At 70.5% G+C, this 18,194-nt stretch carries 14 protein-coding genes; all 14 read left to right on the top strand.

Annotated features, from left to right (window positions below; genetic code table 11):
• Positions 1 to 13: 13 nt before the first annotated feature.
• The 14 genes from ACZ4VA_RS21455 to recQ all read left to right on the top strand — a co-directional run bounded on the left by ACZ4VA_RS21455 (position 14) and on the right by recQ (position 18,166).
• On the top strand, positions 14 to 568 hold the full coding sequence (locus ACZ4VA_RS21455; RefSeq protein WP_355779461.1) for a NuoB/complex I 20 kDa subunit family protein: 555 nt from the start codon (positions 14 to 16) through the stop codon (positions 566 to 568).
• Positions 565 to 1,305 carry an NADH-quinone oxidoreductase subunit C gene (locus ACZ4VA_RS21460; protein ID WP_355779458.1) on the top strand — a complete coding sequence of 247 codons (741 nt, stop codon included), beginning with the start codon at positions 565 to 567 and terminating at the stop codon, positions 1,303 to 1,305. Before ACZ4VA_RS21455 ends, ACZ4VA_RS21460 begins: the two co-directional genes overlap by 4 nt.
• Positions 1,302 to 2,642, top strand: a complete 1,341-nt coding sequence (locus ACZ4VA_RS21465; RefSeq protein WP_355779456.1) for an NADH-quinone oxidoreductase subunit D — start codon at positions 1,302 to 1,304, stop codon at positions 2,640 to 2,642. Before ACZ4VA_RS21460 ends, ACZ4VA_RS21465 begins: the two co-directional genes overlap by 4 nt.
• 29 nt (positions 2,643 to 2,671) lie before the next feature.
• The gene (gene nuoE / locus ACZ4VA_RS21470) at positions 2,672 to 3,493 is read left to right on the top strand and encodes an NADH-quinone oxidoreductase subunit NuoE (protein WP_355779494.1); all 822 of its coding nucleotides are present in this window, start codon (positions 2,672 to 2,674) and stop codon (positions 3,491 to 3,493) included.
• On the top strand, positions 3,493 to 4,869 hold the full coding sequence (nuoF, locus tag ACZ4VA_RS21475; protein ID WP_355779453.1) for an NADH-quinone oxidoreductase subunit NuoF: 1,377 nt from the start codon (positions 3,493 to 3,495) through the stop codon (positions 4,867 to 4,869). The genes nuoE and nuoF overlap by 1 nt, the downstream gene beginning before the upstream one ends.
• Positions 4,866 to 7,370: an NADH-quinone oxidoreductase subunit G gene (locus ACZ4VA_RS21480; protein ID WP_356167074.1), complete on the top strand. Its 2,505-nt coding sequence runs from the start codon at positions 4,866 to 4,868 to the stop codon at positions 7,368 to 7,370. Before nuoF ends, ACZ4VA_RS21480 begins: the two co-directional genes overlap by 4 nt.
• A complete protein-coding gene (gene nuoH / locus ACZ4VA_RS21485; protein WP_388906557.1) occupies positions 7,367 to 8,743 on the top strand; it encodes an NADH-quinone oxidoreductase subunit NuoH in 1,377 nt (458 codons plus the stop codon). Before ACZ4VA_RS21480 ends, nuoH begins: the two co-directional genes overlap by 4 nt.
• Complete coding sequence (gene nuoI / locus ACZ4VA_RS21490) at positions 8,736 to 9,386, top strand: NADH-quinone oxidoreductase subunit NuoI (RefSeq protein WP_355786322.1); 651 nt, start codon at positions 8,736 to 8,738, stop codon at positions 9,384 to 9,386. Before nuoH ends, nuoI begins: the two co-directional genes overlap by 8 nt.
• Positions 9,383 to 10,198 carry an NADH-quinone oxidoreductase subunit J gene (locus ACZ4VA_RS21495; protein ID WP_355786325.1) on the top strand — a complete coding sequence of 272 codons (816 nt, stop codon included), beginning with the start codon at positions 9,383 to 9,385 and terminating at the stop codon, positions 10,196 to 10,198. The genes nuoI and ACZ4VA_RS21495 overlap by 4 nt, the downstream gene beginning before the upstream one ends.
• Positions 10,195 to 10,494, top strand: a complete 300-nt coding sequence (nuoK, locus tag ACZ4VA_RS21500; protein WP_006133113.1) for an NADH-quinone oxidoreductase subunit NuoK — start codon at positions 10,195 to 10,197, stop codon at positions 10,492 to 10,494. Before ACZ4VA_RS21495 ends, nuoK begins: the two co-directional genes overlap by 4 nt.
• A gap of 14 nt (positions 10,495 to 10,508) precedes the next feature.
• Entirely contained in the window at positions 10,509 to 12,455 is a 1,947-nt protein-coding gene (nuoL, locus tag ACZ4VA_RS21505; RefSeq protein ID WP_355786329.1) for an NADH-quinone oxidoreductase subunit L, read from the top strand.
• A gap of 5 nt (positions 12,456 to 12,460) precedes the next feature.
• On the top strand, positions 12,461 to 14,032 hold the full coding sequence (locus ACZ4VA_RS21510; RefSeq protein ID WP_356167085.1) for an NADH-quinone oxidoreductase subunit M: 1,572 nt from the start codon (positions 12,461 to 12,463) through the stop codon (positions 14,030 to 14,032).
• Positions 14,029 to 15,678 (top strand): NADH-quinone oxidoreductase subunit NuoN, encoded by a 1,650-nt coding sequence (nuoN, locus tag ACZ4VA_RS21515; protein ID WP_356167088.1) that lies wholly within the window; start codon positions 14,029 to 14,031, stop codon positions 15,676 to 15,678. Before ACZ4VA_RS21510 ends, nuoN begins: the two co-directional genes overlap by 4 nt.
• 235 nt (positions 15,679 to 15,913) lie before the next feature.
• Positions 15,914 to 18,166, top strand: a complete 2,253-nt coding sequence (gene recQ / locus ACZ4VA_RS21520; RefSeq protein ID WP_388906551.1) for a DNA helicase RecQ — start codon at positions 15,914 to 15,916, stop codon at positions 18,164 to 18,166.
• Positions 18,167 to 18,194 lie beyond the last annotated feature (28 nt).

The raw sequence follows: 18,194 nt of genomic DNA on the forward strand, positions 1-18,194 counted from the left end.
GGGGCCTTAAGCCATGGGACTCGAAGAAAAGCTGCCGAGCGGCTTCCTGCTGACCACCGTCGAGCAGGCCGCGGGCTGGGTGCGCAAGTCGTCCGTCTTCCCCGCCACGTTCGGACTCGCCTGCTGCGCCATCGAGATGATGACGACCGGCGCGGGCCGCTACGACCTGGCGCGCTTCGGCATGGAGGTCTTCCGCGGATCTCCGCGCCAGGCGGACCTGATGATCGTCGCCGGCCGGGTCAGCCAGAAGATGGCGCCGGTGCTGCGGCAGGTCTACGACCAGATGCCCGATCCCAAGTGGGTGATCTCCATGGGGGTGTGCGCCTCGTCGGGCGGAATGTTCAACAACTACGCCATCGTGCAGGGCGTCGACCACATCGTCCCGGTCGACATCTATCTGCCCGGCTGCCCGCCGCGGCCCGAGATGCTGATGGACGCGATCCTCAAGCTCCACCAGAAGATCCAGACCTCCAAGCTCGGCGTGAACGCCGAGGAGGCGGCCCGCGAGGCGGAGGAAGCGGCGCTCAAGGCGCTTCCCACCATCGAGATGAAGGGCCTGCTGCGGTGAGCGACGCGAACGGCAACGGGGTGAACCCCGAGAAGGACCTCGGCGCCTCCAACCTCCCGGGCCAGCGGGGCGACCAGGGCGAGGAGATCCGCGTCCAGCGCGGCATGTTCGGCGCGAACAACGGCGGCGACACCTCCGGCTACGGCGGCCTGGTCCGCTCCATCCGGCTGCCCGGCCCGGCCACCCGCCCCTACGGCGGCTGGTTCGACGAGGTCGCCGACGAGCTGGAGGGCGCCCTGGAGGAACAGGGCCTCGTCCCGGAGAACGCGATCGGCAAGACGGTCGTGGACCGCGACGAGCTGACCTTCCACATCGAGCGCGAGCACCTGGTCCAGGTCGCGCGGACCCTGCGCGACGACCCGGCCCTGCGGTTCGAGCTGTGCACCGGCGTCTCCGGCGTGCACTACCCCGAGGACAAGGGCCGCGAGCTGCACGCCGTCTACCACCTGCGCTCGATCACCCACAACCGGCTGATCCGCCTGGAGGTCAGCGCCCCGGACGCCGACCCGCACGTCCCCTCGCTGGTCGCCGTCTACCCGACGAACGACTGGCACGAGCGCGAGACGTACGACTTCTTCGGGCTGGTCTTCGACGGCCACCCGGCACTGACGCGGATCATGATGCCGGACGACTGGCCGGGCTTCCCGCAGCGCAAGGACTATCCCCTCGGCGGCATCCCCGTCGAGTACAAGGGCGCCCAGATCCCGGCTCCGGACCAGCGGAGGTCGTACTCATGAGCACGCAGACCCCTTCCGGGGCATCGGCCGCCTCGGCCCGCGAGACGACCGAGGGCACCGTCTACACCGTCACCGGCGGCGACTGGGACGAGATCGCCCAGGCCGCGGCCAAGTCCGACGACGAGCGCATCATCGTCAACATGGGGCCGCAGCACCCCTCCACGCACGGCGTGCTCCGGCTCATCCTGGAGATCGACGGCGAGACCGTCACCGAGGCCCGCTGCGGCATCGGCTACCTGCACACCGGCATCGAGAAGAACCTCGAGTACCGGACGTGGACGCAGGGCACGACGTTCGTGACGCGCATGGACTACCTGACGCCGTTCTTCAACGAGACGGCGTACTGCCTCGCGGTGGAGAAGCTCCTCGGCATCGAGGACCAGATCCCCGACCGCGCCACGATCATCCGGGTGCTCCTGATGGAGCTCAACCGGCTCTCCTCCCACCTGGTGTGCATCGCCACCGGCGGCATGGAGCTCGGCGCCACGACGATCATGATCTACGGCTTCCGCGACCGCGAGCTCATCCTCGACATCTACGAGCTGATCACCGGCCTGCGGATGAACCACGCGTACATCCGGCCCGGCGGACTCGCCCAGGACCTGCCGCCCGGCGCGGTGGACCAGATCCGCGAGTTCGTGAAGAAGATGCACAAGAACCTTCCCGAGTACGACAAGCTCGCCACCGGGAACCCCATCTTCAAGGCCCGTATGCAGGACGTCGGCTACCTCGACCTCGCCGGCTGCATGGCCCTCGGCGCCACCGGGCCCGTCCTGCGCTCGGCGGGCCTGCCGCACGACCTGCGCAAGGCCCAGCCGTACTGCGGCTACGAGACCTACGACTTCGAGGTCCCGACCGCCGACACCTGCGACTCCTACGGGCGCTTCCTGATCCGCCTGGAGGAGATGCGCCAGTCGCTGCGGATCATCGAGCAGTGCCTGGACCGGCTCCAGCCCGGCCCGGTCATGGTCGCCGACAAGAAGATCGCCTGGCCCGCCCAGCTCGCGCTCGGCCCCGACGGTCTCGGCAACTCGCTCGACCACATCAAGAAGATCATGGGCACCTCCATGGAGGCCCTCATCCACCACTTCAAGCTGGTGACCGAGGGCTTCCGCGTCCCGCCGGGACAGACGTACGCGGCCGTCGAGTCGCCCAAGGGCGAACTGGGCGTGCACGCCGTGTCCGACGGAGGCACCCGCCCCTACCGGGTCCACTTCCGCGACCCGTCCTTCACCAACCTCCAGGCCATGGCGGCGATGTGCGAGGGCGGCCAGGTCGCCGACGTCATCGTCGCCGTCGCGTCCATCGACCCCGTGATGGGAGGCGTCGACCGGTGACCACCACTCCCGAGGGTGTCAGCCTGGGCATGCCGCAACTGCCCGCGCCCGACTACCCGGACGACGTCCGGACCCGGCTGGAGACGGACGCGCGCGAGATCATCGCCCGCTACCCGGACTCCCGCTCCGCGCTCCTGCCGCTGCTGCACCTCGTGCAGTCCGAGGAGGGCCACGTCACGCGCACCGGACAGCGGTTCTGCGCCGAGATGCTCGGCCTGACCACCGCCGAGGTCACCGCGGTCGCCACCTTCTACTCCATGTACCGCCGCAGGCCCAGCGGCGACTACCAGGTCGGCGTCTGCACCAACACCCTGTGCGCGGTGATGGGCGGCGACGCCATCTTCGAGGCGCTCCAGGACCACCTGGGCGTCGGCAACGGCGAGACCACCGGCGACGGCAAGGTCACCCTGGAGCACATCGAGTGCAACGCGGCCTGCGACTTCGCCCCGGTCGTGATGGTCAACTGGGAGTTCTTCGACAACCAGACCGTCGACTCCGCCAAGCGGCTCGTCGACGACCTGCGCACCGGAGCCCGGGTCGAGCCGACCCGCGGCGCCCCCCTGTGCACGTTCAAGGACACCGCCCGGATCCTGGCGGGCTTCCCCGACGAGCGGGAAGGCGCCGTGGAGGCCGGCGGCAGCGCGGGCCCCGCCTCGCTGACCGGTCTGCGGCTGGCCAAGGGCGAGACCGGCGCCGCACGGGTGGTCCACCCGCGGGGCTCCGGCCCCCAGGACGGGACCCCGCACGAGCCGTCGCCTGCCGAACACCTCAGCTCGCACGACGCGCCGCAGGACACGTCGGCCTCCGACCCGTCCCACCCGGCGGGTCCCGCAGCCGAGGAGGGGGAGTGATGACCTTGTCCACTCAATACGGAGGCACCTCCCAGCCGGAGGCCGGCGGGGGGAGCAGCCCCGAGAAGCTGCTCGCGCCCGTGCTGTCGGCGTTCTGGGACGAGGAGAAGTCCTGGACCCTGGACGTCTACCGCAGGCACGAGGGGTACGAGGGGCTGCGCAAGGCGCTCGCCATGTCGCCGGACGACCTCATCGCGTACGTCAAGGACTCCGGTCTGCGCGGCCGCGGCGGCGCCGGCTTCCCCACCGGGATGAAGTGGCAGTTCATCCCCCAGGGCGACGGCAAGCCGCACTACCTGGTCGTCAACGCCGACGAGTCGGAGCCGGGGACCTGCAAGGACATCCCCCTCCTCTACGCGAACCCGCACAGCCTCATCGAGGGCATCGTCATCGCCTGCTACGCGATCAGGTCCTCGCACGCCTTCATCTACCTGCGCGGCGAGGTCGTCCCCGTCCTGCGCCGGCTGCACGAGGCGGTCCGCGAGGCCTACGCCGCCGGGTACCTCGGCGAGAACATCCTCGGCAGCGGACTCGACCTCGAACTCACCGTGCACGCCGGAGCGGGCGCGTACATCTGCGGTGAGGAGACCGCGCTGCTCGACTCGCTGGAGGGGCGCCGCGGCCAGCCGCGCCTGCGTCCCCCCTTCCCCGCGGTCGCGGGCCTCTACGCCTGCCCCACCGTGGTGAACAACGTCGAGTCGATCGCGTCGGTTCCCGCCATCCTGAACAAGGGCAAGGAGTGGTTCCGGTCGATGGGCAGTGAGAAGTCCCCGGGCTTCACGCTGTACTCGCTCAGCGGCCACGTCGCGAGCCCCGGCCAGTACGAGGCGCCGCTCGGCATCACCCTGCGCCAGCTGCTCGACATGAGCGGCGGGATGCGCCCCGGACACCGGCTGAAGTTCTGGACCCCGGGCGGCTCCTCCACCCCGATGTTCACCGACGAGCACCTCGACGTCCCGCTGGACTACGAGGGCGTCGGCGCCGCGGGCTCCATGCTCGGCACCAAGGCGCTCCAGTGCTTCGACGAGACCACCTGCGTCGTCCGCGCGGTCACCCGCTGGACCGAGTTCTACGCCCACGAGTCCTGCGGCAAGTGCACCCCGTGCCGTGAGGGCACGTACTGGCTCGTCCAGCTGCTGCGCGACATCGAGGCCGGCAAGGGCGCGATGTCCGACCTCGACAAGCTGAACGACATCGCCGACAACATCAACGGCAAGTCCTTCTGCGCCCTCGGCGACGGCGCGGCCTCGCCGATCTTCTCCTCGCTCAAGTACTTCCGCGAGGAGTACGAGCAGCACATCACGGGCCGGGGCTGCCCCTTCGACCCGGCCAAGTCGACCGCCTGGGCGGACAAGCACGCGGAGGTGAACGCATGACAGTGACCACCAGCGCTCCCTCCGGAGGCGGCGAGGCGGCGATCCCGCCGGAGGACCTGGTCTCGCTGACGATCGACGGCGTGGAGATCAGCGTGCCCAAGGGCACCCTGGTCATCCGGGCCGCCGAACAGCTCGGCATCGAGATCCCCAGGTTCTGCGACCACCCCCTCCTCGCCCCGGCCGGCGCCTGCCGCCAGTGCATCGTCGAGGTCGAGGGCCAGCGCAAGCCCATGGCGTCCTGCACCATCACCTGCACCGACGGGATGGTCGTCAAGACGCAGCTCACCTCGCCCGTCGCCGAGAAGGCGCAGCACGGGGTGATGGAGCTGCTGCTCATCAACCACCCGCTGGACTGCCCGGTCTGCGACAAGGGCGGCGAGTGCCCGCTGCAGAACCAGGCCATGTCCCACGGACAGGCCGACTCCCGCTTCGAGGGCCGCAAGCGGACCTACGAGAAGCCGGTCCCGATCTCCACCCAGGTGCTGCTGGACCGCGAGCGGTGCGTGCTGTGCGCACGCTGCACCCGCTTCTCCAACCAGATCGCCGGCGACCCGATGATCGAGCTGATCGAGCGCGGCGCGCTCCAGCAGGTCGGCACCGGCGAGGGCGACCCCTTCGAGTCGTACTTCTCCGGGAACACGATCCAGATCTGCCCGGTCGGCGCGCTCACCTCGGCGGCGTACCGCTTCCGCTCGCGGCCCTTCGACCTGATCTCCTCGCCGTCGGTGTGCGAGCACTGCTCCGGCGGCTGCGCGACCCGCACCGACCACCGGCGCGGCAAGGTCATGCGGCGCCTCGCCGCCGAGGACCCCGAGGTCAACGAGGAGTGGCTGTGCGACAAGGGGCGGTTCGGCTTCCGCTACGCGCAGCGGCCGGACCGGATCGGCACCCCGCTGGTGCGCGGCGCGTCCGGTGAGCTGGAGCCCGCCTCCTGGCCGGAGGCGCTGGAGGCGGCGGCCCGCGGGCTGTCGGCCGCGCGCGGCCGGGCCGGGGTGCTGACCGGCGGCCGGCTGACCGTCGAGGACGCCTACGCGTACAGCAAGTTCGCGCGGGTGGCCCTCGACACGAACGACATCGACTTCCGCGCGCGCGTGCACAGCAGCGAGGAGGCCGACTTCCTGGCGGCCCGGGTCGCCGGCCGCGGCCTGGACCTCGACGGCACGGGCGTCACGTACACCTCCCTGGAGAAGGCGCCCGCCGTGCTGCTCGCGGGCTTCGAGTCCGAGGAGGAGGCGCCCGGCGTCTTCCTGCGGCTGCGCAAGGCCTGGCGGGGACACGGCCAGCGGACCTTCTCGCTCGCCACGCACGCCACCCGGGGCCTGGAGAAGGCGGGCGGCACGCTGCTGCCCGCCGCGCCCGGCACCGAGACCGAGTGGCTGGACGCCCTCGCGAGCGGCGTCGGCCTGGAGGGCGACGGGGCCCGGGCGGCCGAGGCGCTGCGCACCGAGGGCGCGGTCATCGCGGTCGGCGAGCGGCTCGCCGCCGTCGCGGGCGGTCTGACCGCCGCCGTACGGGCCGCGACCGCGACCGGGGCCCGGCTGGTGTGGATCCCGCGCCGGGCCGGGGAGCGCGGCGCGATCGAGGCGGGCGCGCTGCCGTCGCTGCTGCCGGGCGGCCGCCCGGCCACCGACCCGCGCGCGCGGGACGAGGTCGCCGCCGTCTGGGGCGTCGCCGAACTCCCGCACCGCTACGGCCGCGACACCGGCCAGATCGTGGACGCCGCCGCCGGCGGTGAGCTGCAGGCGCTGGTGGTGGCGGGCGTCGAGGTCAACGACCTCCCCGACCCGGTACGCGCGCGTGCCGCCCTCGCCGAGGTGCCCTTCCTGGTCTCGCTCGAACTGCGTCCCAGTGAGGTCACCGACCACGCCGACGTCGTCCTGCCGGTCGCCGCGGTCGCCGAGAAGTCGGGCACGTTCCTCAACTGGGAGGGCAGGGTGCGGCTCTTCGAGGCGGCGCTCAAGCCCGACCAGATGACCCGCCGTCTCGCGCCCACCGACGCGCGCGTCCTGCAGATGCTGGCTGACGCGATGGATGTCCACCTGGGCCTGCCGGACCTGCGCACCGCGCGCGCCGAGCTGGACCGGCTCGGCGCCTGGGACGGGCCGCGCGCCGACGACCCGCTGGAGACGTCTGCGCTGCTGCCGCGGCCCGCCGCCGGCGAGGCCGTGCTCGCGGGCCACCGGCTGCTGCTCGACCTCGGCCGCCTCCAGGAGGGCGACGAGGCGCTGGCCGGGACCCGGCACGCCGCACACGCGCGGGTGTCGGCCGCCACGGCCGCCGAGGCGGGCGTCGAGGAGGGCGGTCTCCTCGCCGTCACCGGCCCCGCCGGAGTCGTCGAACTGCCGCTGCGGATCACCGAGATGCCCGACCGGGTCGTCTGGCTCCCGCTGAACTCCACCGGAGGGGGCGTCGCCTCCGACACCGGGGCGCTGCCCGGCGCACTCGTCCACATCGGCCCGGCGACGCACGCTGCCGAGGCCCCCAAGGAGGTGGAGGCATGACTCCGTACCTCGCCGCTGAAGACCTCTCGATGTTCGGCCGCGACCCCTGGTGGCTGGTCGTCGTCAAGGCGGTCTTCTGCTTCGCCTTCCTGATGATCACCGTGCTCTTCTCCATCGTGTGGGAGCGCAAGGTCGTCGCCTGGATGCAGCTGCGCATCGGCCCCAACCGGCACGGCCCCTGGGGCATGCTCCAGTCGCTCGCCGACGGCATCAAGCTGATGCTCAAGGAAGACGTCATCGTCAAACGCGCGGACAAGGTGGTCTACGTCCTCGCGCCGATCGTCGCGGCCATCCCGGCGTTCATGGCGATCGCGGTGATCCCCTTCGGGCCGGCCGGCAACGAGGTCTCGATCTTCGGCCACCGCACCACGATGCAGCTCACCGACCTGCCGATCGCGATGCTCTACATCCTCGCGGTCGCCTCGGTGGGCATCTACGGCATCGTCCTCGCGGGCTGGTCCTCCGGGTCGACGTACCCGCTGCTCGGCGGTCTGCGCTCCTGCGCCCAGATGATCTCCTACGAGATCGCCATGGGCGCCGCGTTCGCCTCGGTCTTCCTCTACTCCGGGTCGATGTCGACGTCCACGATCGTGGAGCAGCAGCACGACCGCTGGTACATCGTGCTGCTGCCGGTCTCCTTCGTCATCTACGTCGTGACGATGATCGGCGAGACCAACCGCGCCCCGTTCGACATGCCGGAGTCCGAGGGCGACCTGGTCGGCGGCTTCAACACCGAGTACTCGTCGATCAAGTTCGCGATGTTCATGCTCGCCGAGTACGTGAACATGGTGACGGTCTCGGCCGTCTCCACGACGCTCTTCCTGGGCGGCTGGCGGGCCCCGTGGCCGGTCAGCACCTTCTGGGAGGGCGCCAACCACGGCTGGTGGCCGATGCTCTGGTTCACGGTGAAGGTGCAGCTGCTGCTGTTCTTCTTCATCTGGCTGCGCGGCACGCTGCCCCGGGTCCGCTACGACCAGCTGATGAAGCTCGGCTGGAAGGTCCTGATCCCGGTCTCCGTGGTCTGGCTGATGCTCGTCGCGACCGTCCGGACCCTGCGCAACGAGAACTACGACTTCGCCGACATCGCCCTGTACGTGGGCGGCGGTGTCCTCGCCCTGCTGCTGCTCTCGTTCGTCGTGGACATCTTCCGCGACCGGGGATCCAAGGAGCAGGAGGCACCCGCCGAGCCGGCCGCCTTCGACCCGATGGCCGGCGGCTTCCCCGTGCCGCCGCTGCCCGGCCAGGAACTGCCGCCGGTCCCGCGGCGCCGCCCGCGCCGCGAGCGGGAGTTGATTGTCAGTGGTGGGTCCGATACTGCGAGTGACGGATCACTCGGCGGGACTCGTGACGGAAAGGAGGGGTCCGATGGCTGAGGAGCCGAAGGAGACCGGGCAGACGAAACCCGGCTTCCAGAACCCCGTCGCCGGCTTCGGCGTGACCTTCAAGGCCATGTTCAAGAAGCGGCTGACCGAGCAGTACCCGGAGCAGCCGAAGACCACCGCCCCGCGGTTCCACGGCCGGCACCAGCTCAACCGCCATCCGGACGGCCTGGAGAAGTGCGTCGGCTGCGAGCTGTGCGCCTGGGCCTGCCCCGCCGACGCGATCTACGTGGAGGGCGCGGACAACACCGACGAGGAGCGCTACTCGCCGGGCGAGCGGTACGGCCGCGTCTACCAGATCAACTACGCCCGCTGCATCCTGTGCGGACTGTGCATCGAGGCGTGCCCCACGCGCGCGCTGACGATGACGAACGAGTTCGAGCTGGCCGACAGCAGCCGCGCCAATCTGATCTACACCAAGGAGCAGCTGCTCGCCGGACTGGAGGAGGGCATGGTCGACAGCCCGCACTCGATCTTCCCCGGCACGGACGAGCAGGACTACTACCGCGGACTGGTCACCGAGGCCGCGCCGGGCACGGAGCGCCAGGTGGCCGTCTCCCAGGGCGAGGTGCCGCAGGAGGCCGCGTCCACCTTCGGCGAGGACGAACCGGCGTCGGAGAAGGTGATCCGCCGATGATGCCGCTCGCCGCCTACTCCACCTCCACCGGAGAGGCTGTCCAGTTCTGGGTCCTCGGCACCGTCGCCGTGATCGGCGCCCTGTGCACCGTCTTCATGAAGAAGGCCGTGCACAGCGCGCTCTGTCTCGCCGGGACCATGATCATCCTGGCGGTCTTCTACCTCGCCAACGGCGCGTACTTCCTGGGCGTCGTGCAGATCGTCGTCTACACGGGCGCGATCATGATGCTGTTCCTCTTCGTGGTCATGCTCGTCGGCGTCACGGCGGCGGACTCGCTGAAGGAGACCATCAAGGGCCAGCGCTGGCTGGCCCTGCTCTGCGGTCTCGGCTTCGGCATCCTGCTGTTCGCCGGCATCGGCAACGCGTCGGTGAAGGACTTCAACGGCCTCGCCCAGGCGAACGCGAACGGGAACGTGGAAGGCCTCGCCTCCCTCATCTTCACGAAGTACGTGTTCGCCTTCGAGATCACCGGCGCGCTGCTCATCACCGCCACCGTCGGCGCCATGGTGCTGACGCACCGCGAGCGCACCGAGCGGGCCAAGACCCAGCGCCAGCTGTCCGAGGAGCGCGTCCGCGAGGGCAAGCACCTGCCGCCGCTGCCGGCGCCCGGTGTCTACGCCCGGCACAACGCGGTGGACATCGCCGGCCTGCTGCCCGACGGCACGCCGTCGGAGCTGACGGTCAACAAGACGCTGCGCGAGCGCGGCCAGATCCGTGACGTGTCGACCGAGGCACTGAACGACCTGAAGGCCCTGGAGCAGCGCGCCGAGGAGCGCCTGGAGCGCACGAAGACAGGGGAGGGTCCCAAGTGAACCCGGTCAACTACCTGTATCTCGCCGCCCTGTTGTTCACGATCGGCGCCACCGGTGTGCTCATCAGGCGGAACGCGATCGTGGTGTTCATGTGCGTCGAGCTGATGCTCAACGCCTGCAACCTCGCGTTCGTCGCCTTCTCCCGCCTGCACGGCAATCTCGACGGCCAGATCATCGCCTTCTTCACGATGGTCGTCGCCGCCGCGGAGGTCGTGGTCGGACTCGCGATCATCGTGTCGCTGTTCCGTTCCCGCCACTCGGCCTCGGTCGACGACGCCAGCCTGATGAAGCTGTAAGGGGTCGCTGAATCGTGGGTAACTTGATTGCGCTGCTGGTGGCGGCGCCTCTGCTCGGAGCGGCCGTACTGCTGTGCGGCGGCCGCCGGCTGGACGCCGTCGGGCACTGGATCGGCACGATCCTCGCGTCCGCGTCCTTCGTGATCGGCGCGGTCCTCTTCGCCGACATGCTGGGCAAGGACGCCGAGCACCGGACCCTGACGCAGTACCTGTTCAGCTGGGTGCCCGTCGAGGGCTTCCAGGCGGACGTCGCCTTCCAGCTCGACCAGCTGTCGATGACGTTCGTGCTGCTGATCACCGGCGTCGGCTCGCTGATCCACGTGTACTCGATCGGGTACATGGAGCACGACGAGCGGCGCCGCCGCTTCTTCGGCTATCTGAACCTGTTCCTCGCGGCGATGCTGCTGCTCGTCCTCGCCGACAACTACCTCCTGCTGTACGTCGGCTGGGAGGGCGTCGGCCTCGCCTCGTACCTGCTGATCGGCTTCTGGCAGCACAAGTCGAGCGCCGCCACCGCCGCGAAGAAGGCCTTCCTGGTCAACCGCGTCGGCGACGTCGGCCTGTCGATCGCCATCATGCTGATGTTCACGACCTTCGGGACCTTCGCCTTCGGGCCGGTGCTGAGCAGCGTGGACGACTCCGGTGAGGGCAAGCTGACGGCCATCGGCCTGATGCTGCTGCTGGCCGCCTGCGGCAAGTCGGCCCAGGTGCCGCTGCAGTCCTGGCTCGGCGACGCGATGGAGGGCCCGACCCCGGTCTCGGCCCTCATCCACGCCGCGACCATGGTGACCGCGGGCGTCTACCTGATCGTCCGCTCCGGCGAGATCTTCAACGCCGCGCCGGACGCGCAGCTGGTCGTCACCGTCGTCGGCGCCGTCACGCTCCTCTTCGGTGCGATCGTCGGTTGCGCGAAGGACGACATCAAGAAGGCGCTGGCCGGCTCGACCATGTCGCAGATCGGCTACATGGTGCTGGCGGCCGGACTCGGCCCCATCGGCTACGTCTTCGCGATCATGCACCTGGTCACGCACGGCTTCTTCAAGGCCGGGCTCTTCCTCGGCGCCGGTTCGGTCATGCACGGCATGAACGACGAGGTCGACATGCGCCGGTACGGCGGCCTGCGGAAGTACATGCCGGTCACCTTCGTGACCTTCGGCCTCGGCTACCTGGCCATCATCGGCTTCCCGGGCCTGTCCGGCTTCTTCTCCAAGGACAAGATCATCGAGGCGGCCTTCGCCAAGGGCGGCACCGAGGGCTGGATCCTCGGCGGCACGGCCCTGCTGGGCGCCGCGATCACCGCGTACTACATGACGCGCGTGATGCTGATGACGTTCTTCGGCGAGGAGCGCTGGCGGAACACGCCGACGCCCTCCCCGGCCGAGCCGAGCGTGGAGCCCGCGGCGGAGCAGCACGGCGAGCACGCGGAACCGCACCCCCACGAGTCGCCGAAGTCCATGACGATCCCCATGATCGTGCTGGCCTTCGGATCGGTCTTCGCGGGCGGGTTCTTCAGCATCGGCGACCGCTTCCTGCACTGGCTGGAGCCGGTCACGGGGCACGAGCACGGCGACTCGCCGCTCAGCGCCCTGACGGTCACGCTCGCCACGATGGTGGTCCTCGTCGTCGGTGTCGCCGTCGCCTACGCCCAGTACGGGCGCCGCCCCGTCCCGGTGGTCGCCCCGCGCGGCTCCCTGCTCACCCGGGCCGCCCGGCGCGACCTGCTCCAGGACGACTTCAACCACGTCGTGCTGGTGCGCGGCGGGGAGCACCTCACCCGCTCCCTGGTGTACGTCGACCACACCCTGGTCGACGGCGTGGTCAACGGCACGGCGGCCTCGGTCGGCGGGCTCTCCGGGCGCCTGCGCAAGCTGCAGAACGGCTACGCGCGCTCGTACGCGGTCTCGATGTTCGGCGGTGCGGCGGTCCTCATCGCCGCGACCCTGCTGATGAGGGCGGTCTGATACCGATGTCCTTTCCCCTGCTGACAGCGACGGCGGCGCTCCCGGCCCTCGGGGCGATCGCCACGGCCGCGGTGCCGGCCGCGCGACGCGTCGCGGCCAAATGGCTGGCGCTGCTGATCTCGCTCGCCACCCTGGTCCTCGCCGCGGTCGTCCTGGTCCGCTTCGAACCGGGCGGCGACCGTTACCAGCTCACCGAATCCCACTCCTGGATCGCGGACTTCGGGGTCCGGTACGAACTGGGCGTGGACGGCATCGGGGTGGCGCTCGTCGCGCTGACCGCCCTGCTGATCCCGTTCGTGATCCTCGCGGGCTGGCACGACGCCGACCCGCACGAGACCGGAAGCAGCCGCTGGCGGCCGACCCAGGGCTTCTTCGCCCTGATCCTGGCCGTCGAGGCGATGGTGATCATCTCTTTCGAGGCCACCGACGTCTTCCTCTTCTACATCTTCTTCGAAGCCATGCTCATCCCGATGTACTTCCTCATCGGCGGCTTCGGGGACCGTGCGCACGAGCACGGGGACGCGGTGGCGGCGACACAACGCTCGTACGCCGCCGTGAAGTTCCTCCTCTACAACCTGGCGGGCGGCCTGATCATGCTGGCCGCCGTCATCGGCCTCTACGTGGTCGCCGGGAACTTCTCGCTCCAGGAGATCGCCGAGGCCCGGGCCAACGGCTCGCTGGACATGGCGACCAGCACGGAGCGGTGGCTCTTCCTCGGCTTCTTCTTCGCCTTCGCGGTGAAGGCGCCGCTGTGGCCGCTGCACACCTGGCTGCCGAACGCGATGGGTGAGGCCACGGCCCCGGTCGCCGTCCTGATCACCGCGGTGGTCGACAAGGTCGGCACCTTCGCGATGCTGCGCTTCTGCCTCCAGCTGTTCCCGGAGGCCTCGAAGTGGGCGACGCCCGTCATCCTCGTACTGGCGCTGATCAGCATCATCTACGGGGCGCTGCTCGCGGTCGGCCAGCGCGACATCAAGCGGCTGGTGGCCTACGCGTCCATCTCGCACTTCGGGTTCATCATCCTCGGCATCTTCGCGATGACCAGCCAGGGCCAGTCCGGCGCGACGCTGTACATGGTCAACCACGGGATCTCGACGGCCGCCCTGATGCTGGTGGCCGGCTTCCTGATCTCGCGGCGCGGCTCGCGTCTGATCGCCGACTACGGAGGGGTGCAGAAGGTCGCGCCGGTGCTCGCCGGCACGTTCCTGATCGGCGGTCTCGCGACCCTCTCGCTGCCCGGACTCGCGCCGTTCGTCAGCGAGTTCCTGGTGCTGGTCGGCACGTTCTCGCGCTACCCGGCCATCGGCATCATCGCCACCTTCGGCATCGTCCTCGCCGCGCTCTACACGCTCGTCCTCTACCAGCGGACGATGACGGGCCCGGTGAAGTCGGAAGTCTCGGAGATGCCCGACCTCAGGGTGCGTGAGCTCCTGGTCGTCGCCCCGCTGATCGCGCTGCTGATCTTCCTGGGCGTCTACCCGAAGCCGCTCACCGACATCGTCAACCCGGCGGTCCAGCAGACCATGTCAGACGTACACAAGAAGGACCCCAAGCCCGAGGTGGAGGCGGCCAAGTGAGCGCAGTAGCCGTCCACAGCCTGTGGACAAACGCGGCCGACCCGATCTCGAAGATCGACGCGCCGAAGATCGAATACGGGCAGTTGTCGCCCACCTTGATCGTCATCGGGGCGGCGGTCATCGGGGTCCTGATCGAGGCGTTCGTGCCTCGCAAGTCCCGTTACTACGCCCAGGTGTTCGTGTCCGTCGTCGCGCTCGCCGCCGCGTTCGCCGCGGTCGTGGCGCTCGCCGCCGGCGGATACGGCACGACGAAGGCGCACATCGCGGCCATGGGCGCCATCGCCGTGGACGGACCCGCGCTCTTCCTGCAGGGCACGATCCTGCTCGCCGCGGTGCTCGGCGTCTTCACCTTCGCCGAGCGCCGGCTCGACCCGGAGGCGCACGGCAACCGCGTCGACTCCTTCGCCGCACAGGCCGCGTCCGTGCCCGGCAGCGACAGCGAGAAGGCCGCCGTCAAGGCGGGCTTCACCACCACCGAGGTGTTCCCGCTGCTGCTCTTCGCGGTCGGCGGCATGCTGGTCTTCCCCGCGGCGAACGACCTGCTGACGCTGTTCATCGCGCTGGAGGTCTTCTCCCTCCCGCTGTACCTGCTGTGCGCCGTGGCCCGCCGTAAGCGGCTCATGTCGCAGGAGGCCGCCGTCAAGTACTTCCTGCTCGGCGCCTTCGCCTCCGCGTTCACCCTGTTCGGCATCGCCCTGCTGTACGGGTACGCGGGCTCGGTGTCGTACGCGACGGTCGCCCAGGTCGTCGACGGCACCGTGCAGAACGTGGACCCGGCGCTCGCCGGCACCATGGGCAACGACGCGCTGCTGCTGATCGGCGTCGCGATGGTCGTCATGGGCCTGCTGTTCAAGGTCGGCGCCGTGCCGTTCCACATGTGGACCCCGGACGTCTACCAGGGCGCGCCCACCCCGGTCACCGGCTTCATGGCCGCGGCGACGAAGGTGGCCGCCTTCGGCGCCCTGCTCCGCCTGCTGTACGTCGTCCTGCCCGGCCTGCGCTGGGACTGGCGGCCGGTCATGTGGGCCGTCGCGATCGTCACCATGCTGGGCGGCGCGATCGTCGCGATCACCCAGACCGACATCAAGCGGCTCCTGGCGTACTCGTCCATCGCGCACGCGGGCTTCATCCTCGCGGGTGTCATCGCCACGACGCCCGACGGGGTCTCGTCCGTGCTGTTCTACCTGGGCGCGTACTCCTTCGTCACGATCGGCGCCTTCGCGGTCGTGACCCTGGTCAGGGACGCGGGCGGCGAGGCCACGCACCTGTCCAAGTGGGCGGGGCTCGGACGCAGGTCCCCGCTGGTGGCGGCCGTGTTCGCGGTCTTCCTGCTGGCCTTCGCGGGCATCCCGCTGACCTCCGGGTTCGCGGGCAAGTTCGCCGTGTTCAAGGCGGCGGCGGAAGGCGGTGCGGGTGCGCTGGTCGTCGTCGGTGTGATCTCGTCGGCGATCGCGGCCTTCTTCTACATCCGCGTCATCGTGCTCATGTTCTTCAGCGAGCCGCGCCCCGAGGGCCCCACGGTCGCCGTGCCGTCGCCGCTGACCATGACGGCGATCGCGGTCGGCGTGGCCGTCACGCTGGTGCTGGGTGTGGCGCCCCAGTACTTCCTTGACCTGGCCGGCCAGGCGGGGGTCTTCGTCCGCTGACGCCGACCGTGTACGTGCCGGGCCCCGGCCTCCGCAGGGAGGACCGGGGCCCGCGCGCGTTCCGGACTCGGCGCCGGGTCGGACACCTGTACGGATGTGCGGGCCGCGGGAGCGTGGCGCAACGGAACGGGACGGTCGCAGCCTGTGGACAACTCCCGGGGCTGTCGGTGCGGAGCCCTATGGTGGCTGTCGTGGGCGAAGCACGGCATACGGGGGACGACGGGCGATGAGCGGGATGGGCGGGACAGCTGTGGTGACCGGAGCGGACGCGATGACGGGACCGGCACAGAGCGAGGCGCTGGCCACGCTGCACCGGGTCTTCGGGTACGAGGCCTTCCGCGGCGAGCAGGGAGCCGTCATCGACCACGTGGTCGACGGGGGCGACGCCGTCGTCCTCATGCCGACCGGCGGCGGCAAGTCCCTCTGCTACCAGATCCCGGCCCTGGTCAGACCCGGCACGGGCGTCGTCGTCTCGCCGCTCATCGCGCTGATGCAGGACCAGGTGGACGCGCTGCGGGCGCTCGGCGTGCGCGCGGGCTTCATGAACTCCACGCAGGACTTCGACGAGCGGCGGACGGTCGAGGCGGAGTTCCTGGCCGGCGAGCTGGACCTGCTCTACCTGGCCCCGGAGCGGCTGCGCCTTCAGGGCACGCTGGACCTGCTCTCGCGCGCCAAGATCTCGGTCTTCGCGATCGACGAGGCGCACTGCGTCGCCCAGTGGGGCCACGACTTCCGCCCGGACTACCTGGCCCTGTCCCTCCTCGGCGAGCGCTGGCCCGACGTCCCCCGCATCGCCCTCACCGCGACCGCCACGCACGCGACGCACAAGGAGATCACCCAGCGCCTCGGCATGCCGGACGCCCGCCACTTCGTGGCCAGCTTCGACCGGCCCAACATCCAGTACCGCATCGTCCCGAAGGCCGACCCCAAGAAGCAGCTGCTGTCCTTCCTGCGTGAGGAGCACGCGGGCGACGCGGGCATCGTGTACTGCCTCTCGCGCAACTCGGTCGACAAGACCGCCGAGTTCCTCTCGCGCAACGGCATCGAGGCCGTGCCGTACCACGCGGGGCTGGACGCGGGCACCCGCGCGGCCCACCAGTCGCGCTTCCTCCGGGAGGAGGGGCTGGTCGTCGTCGCGACCATCGCCTTCGGCATGGGCATCGACAAGCCGGACGTGCGGTTCGTCGCCCACCTCGACCTCCCCAAGTCCGTCGAGGGCTACTACCAGGAGACCGGCCGCGCGGGACGCGACGGACTGCCGTCCACGGCCTGGATGGCCTACGGGCTGCAGGACGTGGTGCAGCAGCGCAAGCTCATCCAGGGCAGCGAGGGCGACGAGGCGTTCCGCCGCCGGGCCGCCGCCCACCTGGACTCGATGCTGGCGCTGTGCGAGACGGTCCAGTGCCGCCGCTCCCAGCTCCTCGCCTACTTCGGCCAGGACCCGCAGGCCGACCGCTGCGGCAACTGCGACACGTGCCTGGCCCCGCCGGAGACCTGGGACGGCACGGTCGCCGCCCAGAAGCTGCTCTCGACGATCGTCCGGCTCCAGCGGGAGCGGGGGCAGAAGTTCGGCGCGGTCCAGATCGTCGACATCCTGCTCGGCCGGCGCACGGCCAAGGTGATCCAGTTCGACCACGACCAGCTGTCCGTGTTCGGCATCGGCGAGGAGCTGTCGGAGTCCGAATGGCGCGGTGTGGTCCGGCAGTTGCTGGCCCAGGGCCTGCTCGCGGTGGAGGGGGACTACGGCACGCTGGTGCTGACCGAGGCCAGCGGGACGGTGCTGCGACGCGAGCGCCAGGTGCCGTTGCGCAAGGAGTCGGCGAAGCCGGTCACCTCCCGGTCGGGTTCCGGCCGGGGCGAGAAGCGGACCAAGGCCGCCGTGGCCGAGCTGCCCGCCGAGCTGGTCCCCGTCTTCGAGGCCCTGCGCTCCTGGCGCGCGGCCCAGGCCAAGGAGCAGGGCGTCCCCGCGTACGTCATCTTCCACGACGCCACCCTCCGGGAGATCGCCACCGCGGCGCCGGCCTCGGTGGCGGAGCTGGGCCGGATCGGCGGCGTGGGCGAGAAGAAGCTGGCGACGTACGGGGAGGGAGTCCTCGCGGCACTCGCCGAGGCGGGCGCCACGACAGCGGCCCCGGCCGCCGGGGACAGCCCGACCTCTGGTTCCGGCGACGGCGCCGCCCGCGGCTCCGGCCAGAGCCCCGCTTCCGGCTCCGATGAGGGACTGACCCGCAGGTCCAGTGAAGTCCCCGCTTCCCGTTCCGGTGCCGACAGCAGCCCCGGGTCCGGTGAGGGCTCCGGCGCCCGTTCCGGTGGGGGCCGTAGCTCAGGCTCCGGTGGCGGCCGTACGACTGGGCACGCCTCCGCCTCCGCCTCCGCTTCCGTCTCCGACGACACGGGGCGTACCTCCGGCTCCGGTTCCGCTCATGTCCCGGACCCGGACTGGCCCGAGCTGGACGGACCCGAGCCGGAGCCCGAGGACTGGATGTAGGGCGCGGCGCCCTCGGGCCCGCTCATCT

This window comes from Streptomyces sp. NPDC028308 (genome assembly GCF_055565855.1).

Bases quoted from the DNA above. Each gene is read 5' to 3' on its own strand.
- nuoE (WP_355779494.1), top strand. From the start codon at position 2,672: ATGCCGCAACTGCCCGCGCCCGACTACCCGGACGACGTCCGGACCCGG.
- nuoI (WP_355786322.1), top strand. From the start codon at position 8,736: ATGGCTGAGGAGCCGAAGGAGACCGGGCAGACGAAACCCGGCTTCCAG.
- ACZ4VA_RS21480 (WP_356167074.1), top strand. From the start codon at position 4,866: ATGACAGTGACCACCAGCGCTCCCTCCGGAGGCGGCGAGGCGGCGATC.
- ACZ4VA_RS21510 (WP_356167085.1), top strand. From the start codon at position 12,461: ATGTCCTTTCCCCTGCTGACAGCGACGGCGGCGCTCCCGGCCCTCGGG.
- ACZ4VA_RS21455 (WP_355779461.1), top strand. From the start codon at position 14: ATGGGACTCGAAGAAAAGCTGCCGAGCGGCTTCCTGCTGACCACCGTC.
- nuoF (WP_355779453.1), top strand. From the start codon at position 3,493: ATGACCTTGTCCACTCAATACGGAGGCACCTCCCAGCCGGAGGCCGGC.
- recQ (WP_388906551.1), top strand. From the start codon at position 15,914: ATGGGCGGGACAGCTGTGGTGACCGGAGCGGACGCGATGACGGGACCG.
- nuoH (WP_388906557.1), top strand. From the start codon at position 7,367: ATGACTCCGTACCTCGCCGCTGAAGACCTCTCGATGTTCGGCCGCGAC.
- ACZ4VA_RS21495 (WP_355786325.1), top strand. From the start codon at position 9,383: ATGATGCCGCTCGCCGCCTACTCCACCTCCACCGGAGAGGCTGTCCAG.
- ACZ4VA_RS21465 (WP_355779456.1), top strand. From the start codon at position 1,302: ATGAGCACGCAGACCCCTTCCGGGGCATCGGCCGCCTCGGCCCGCGAG.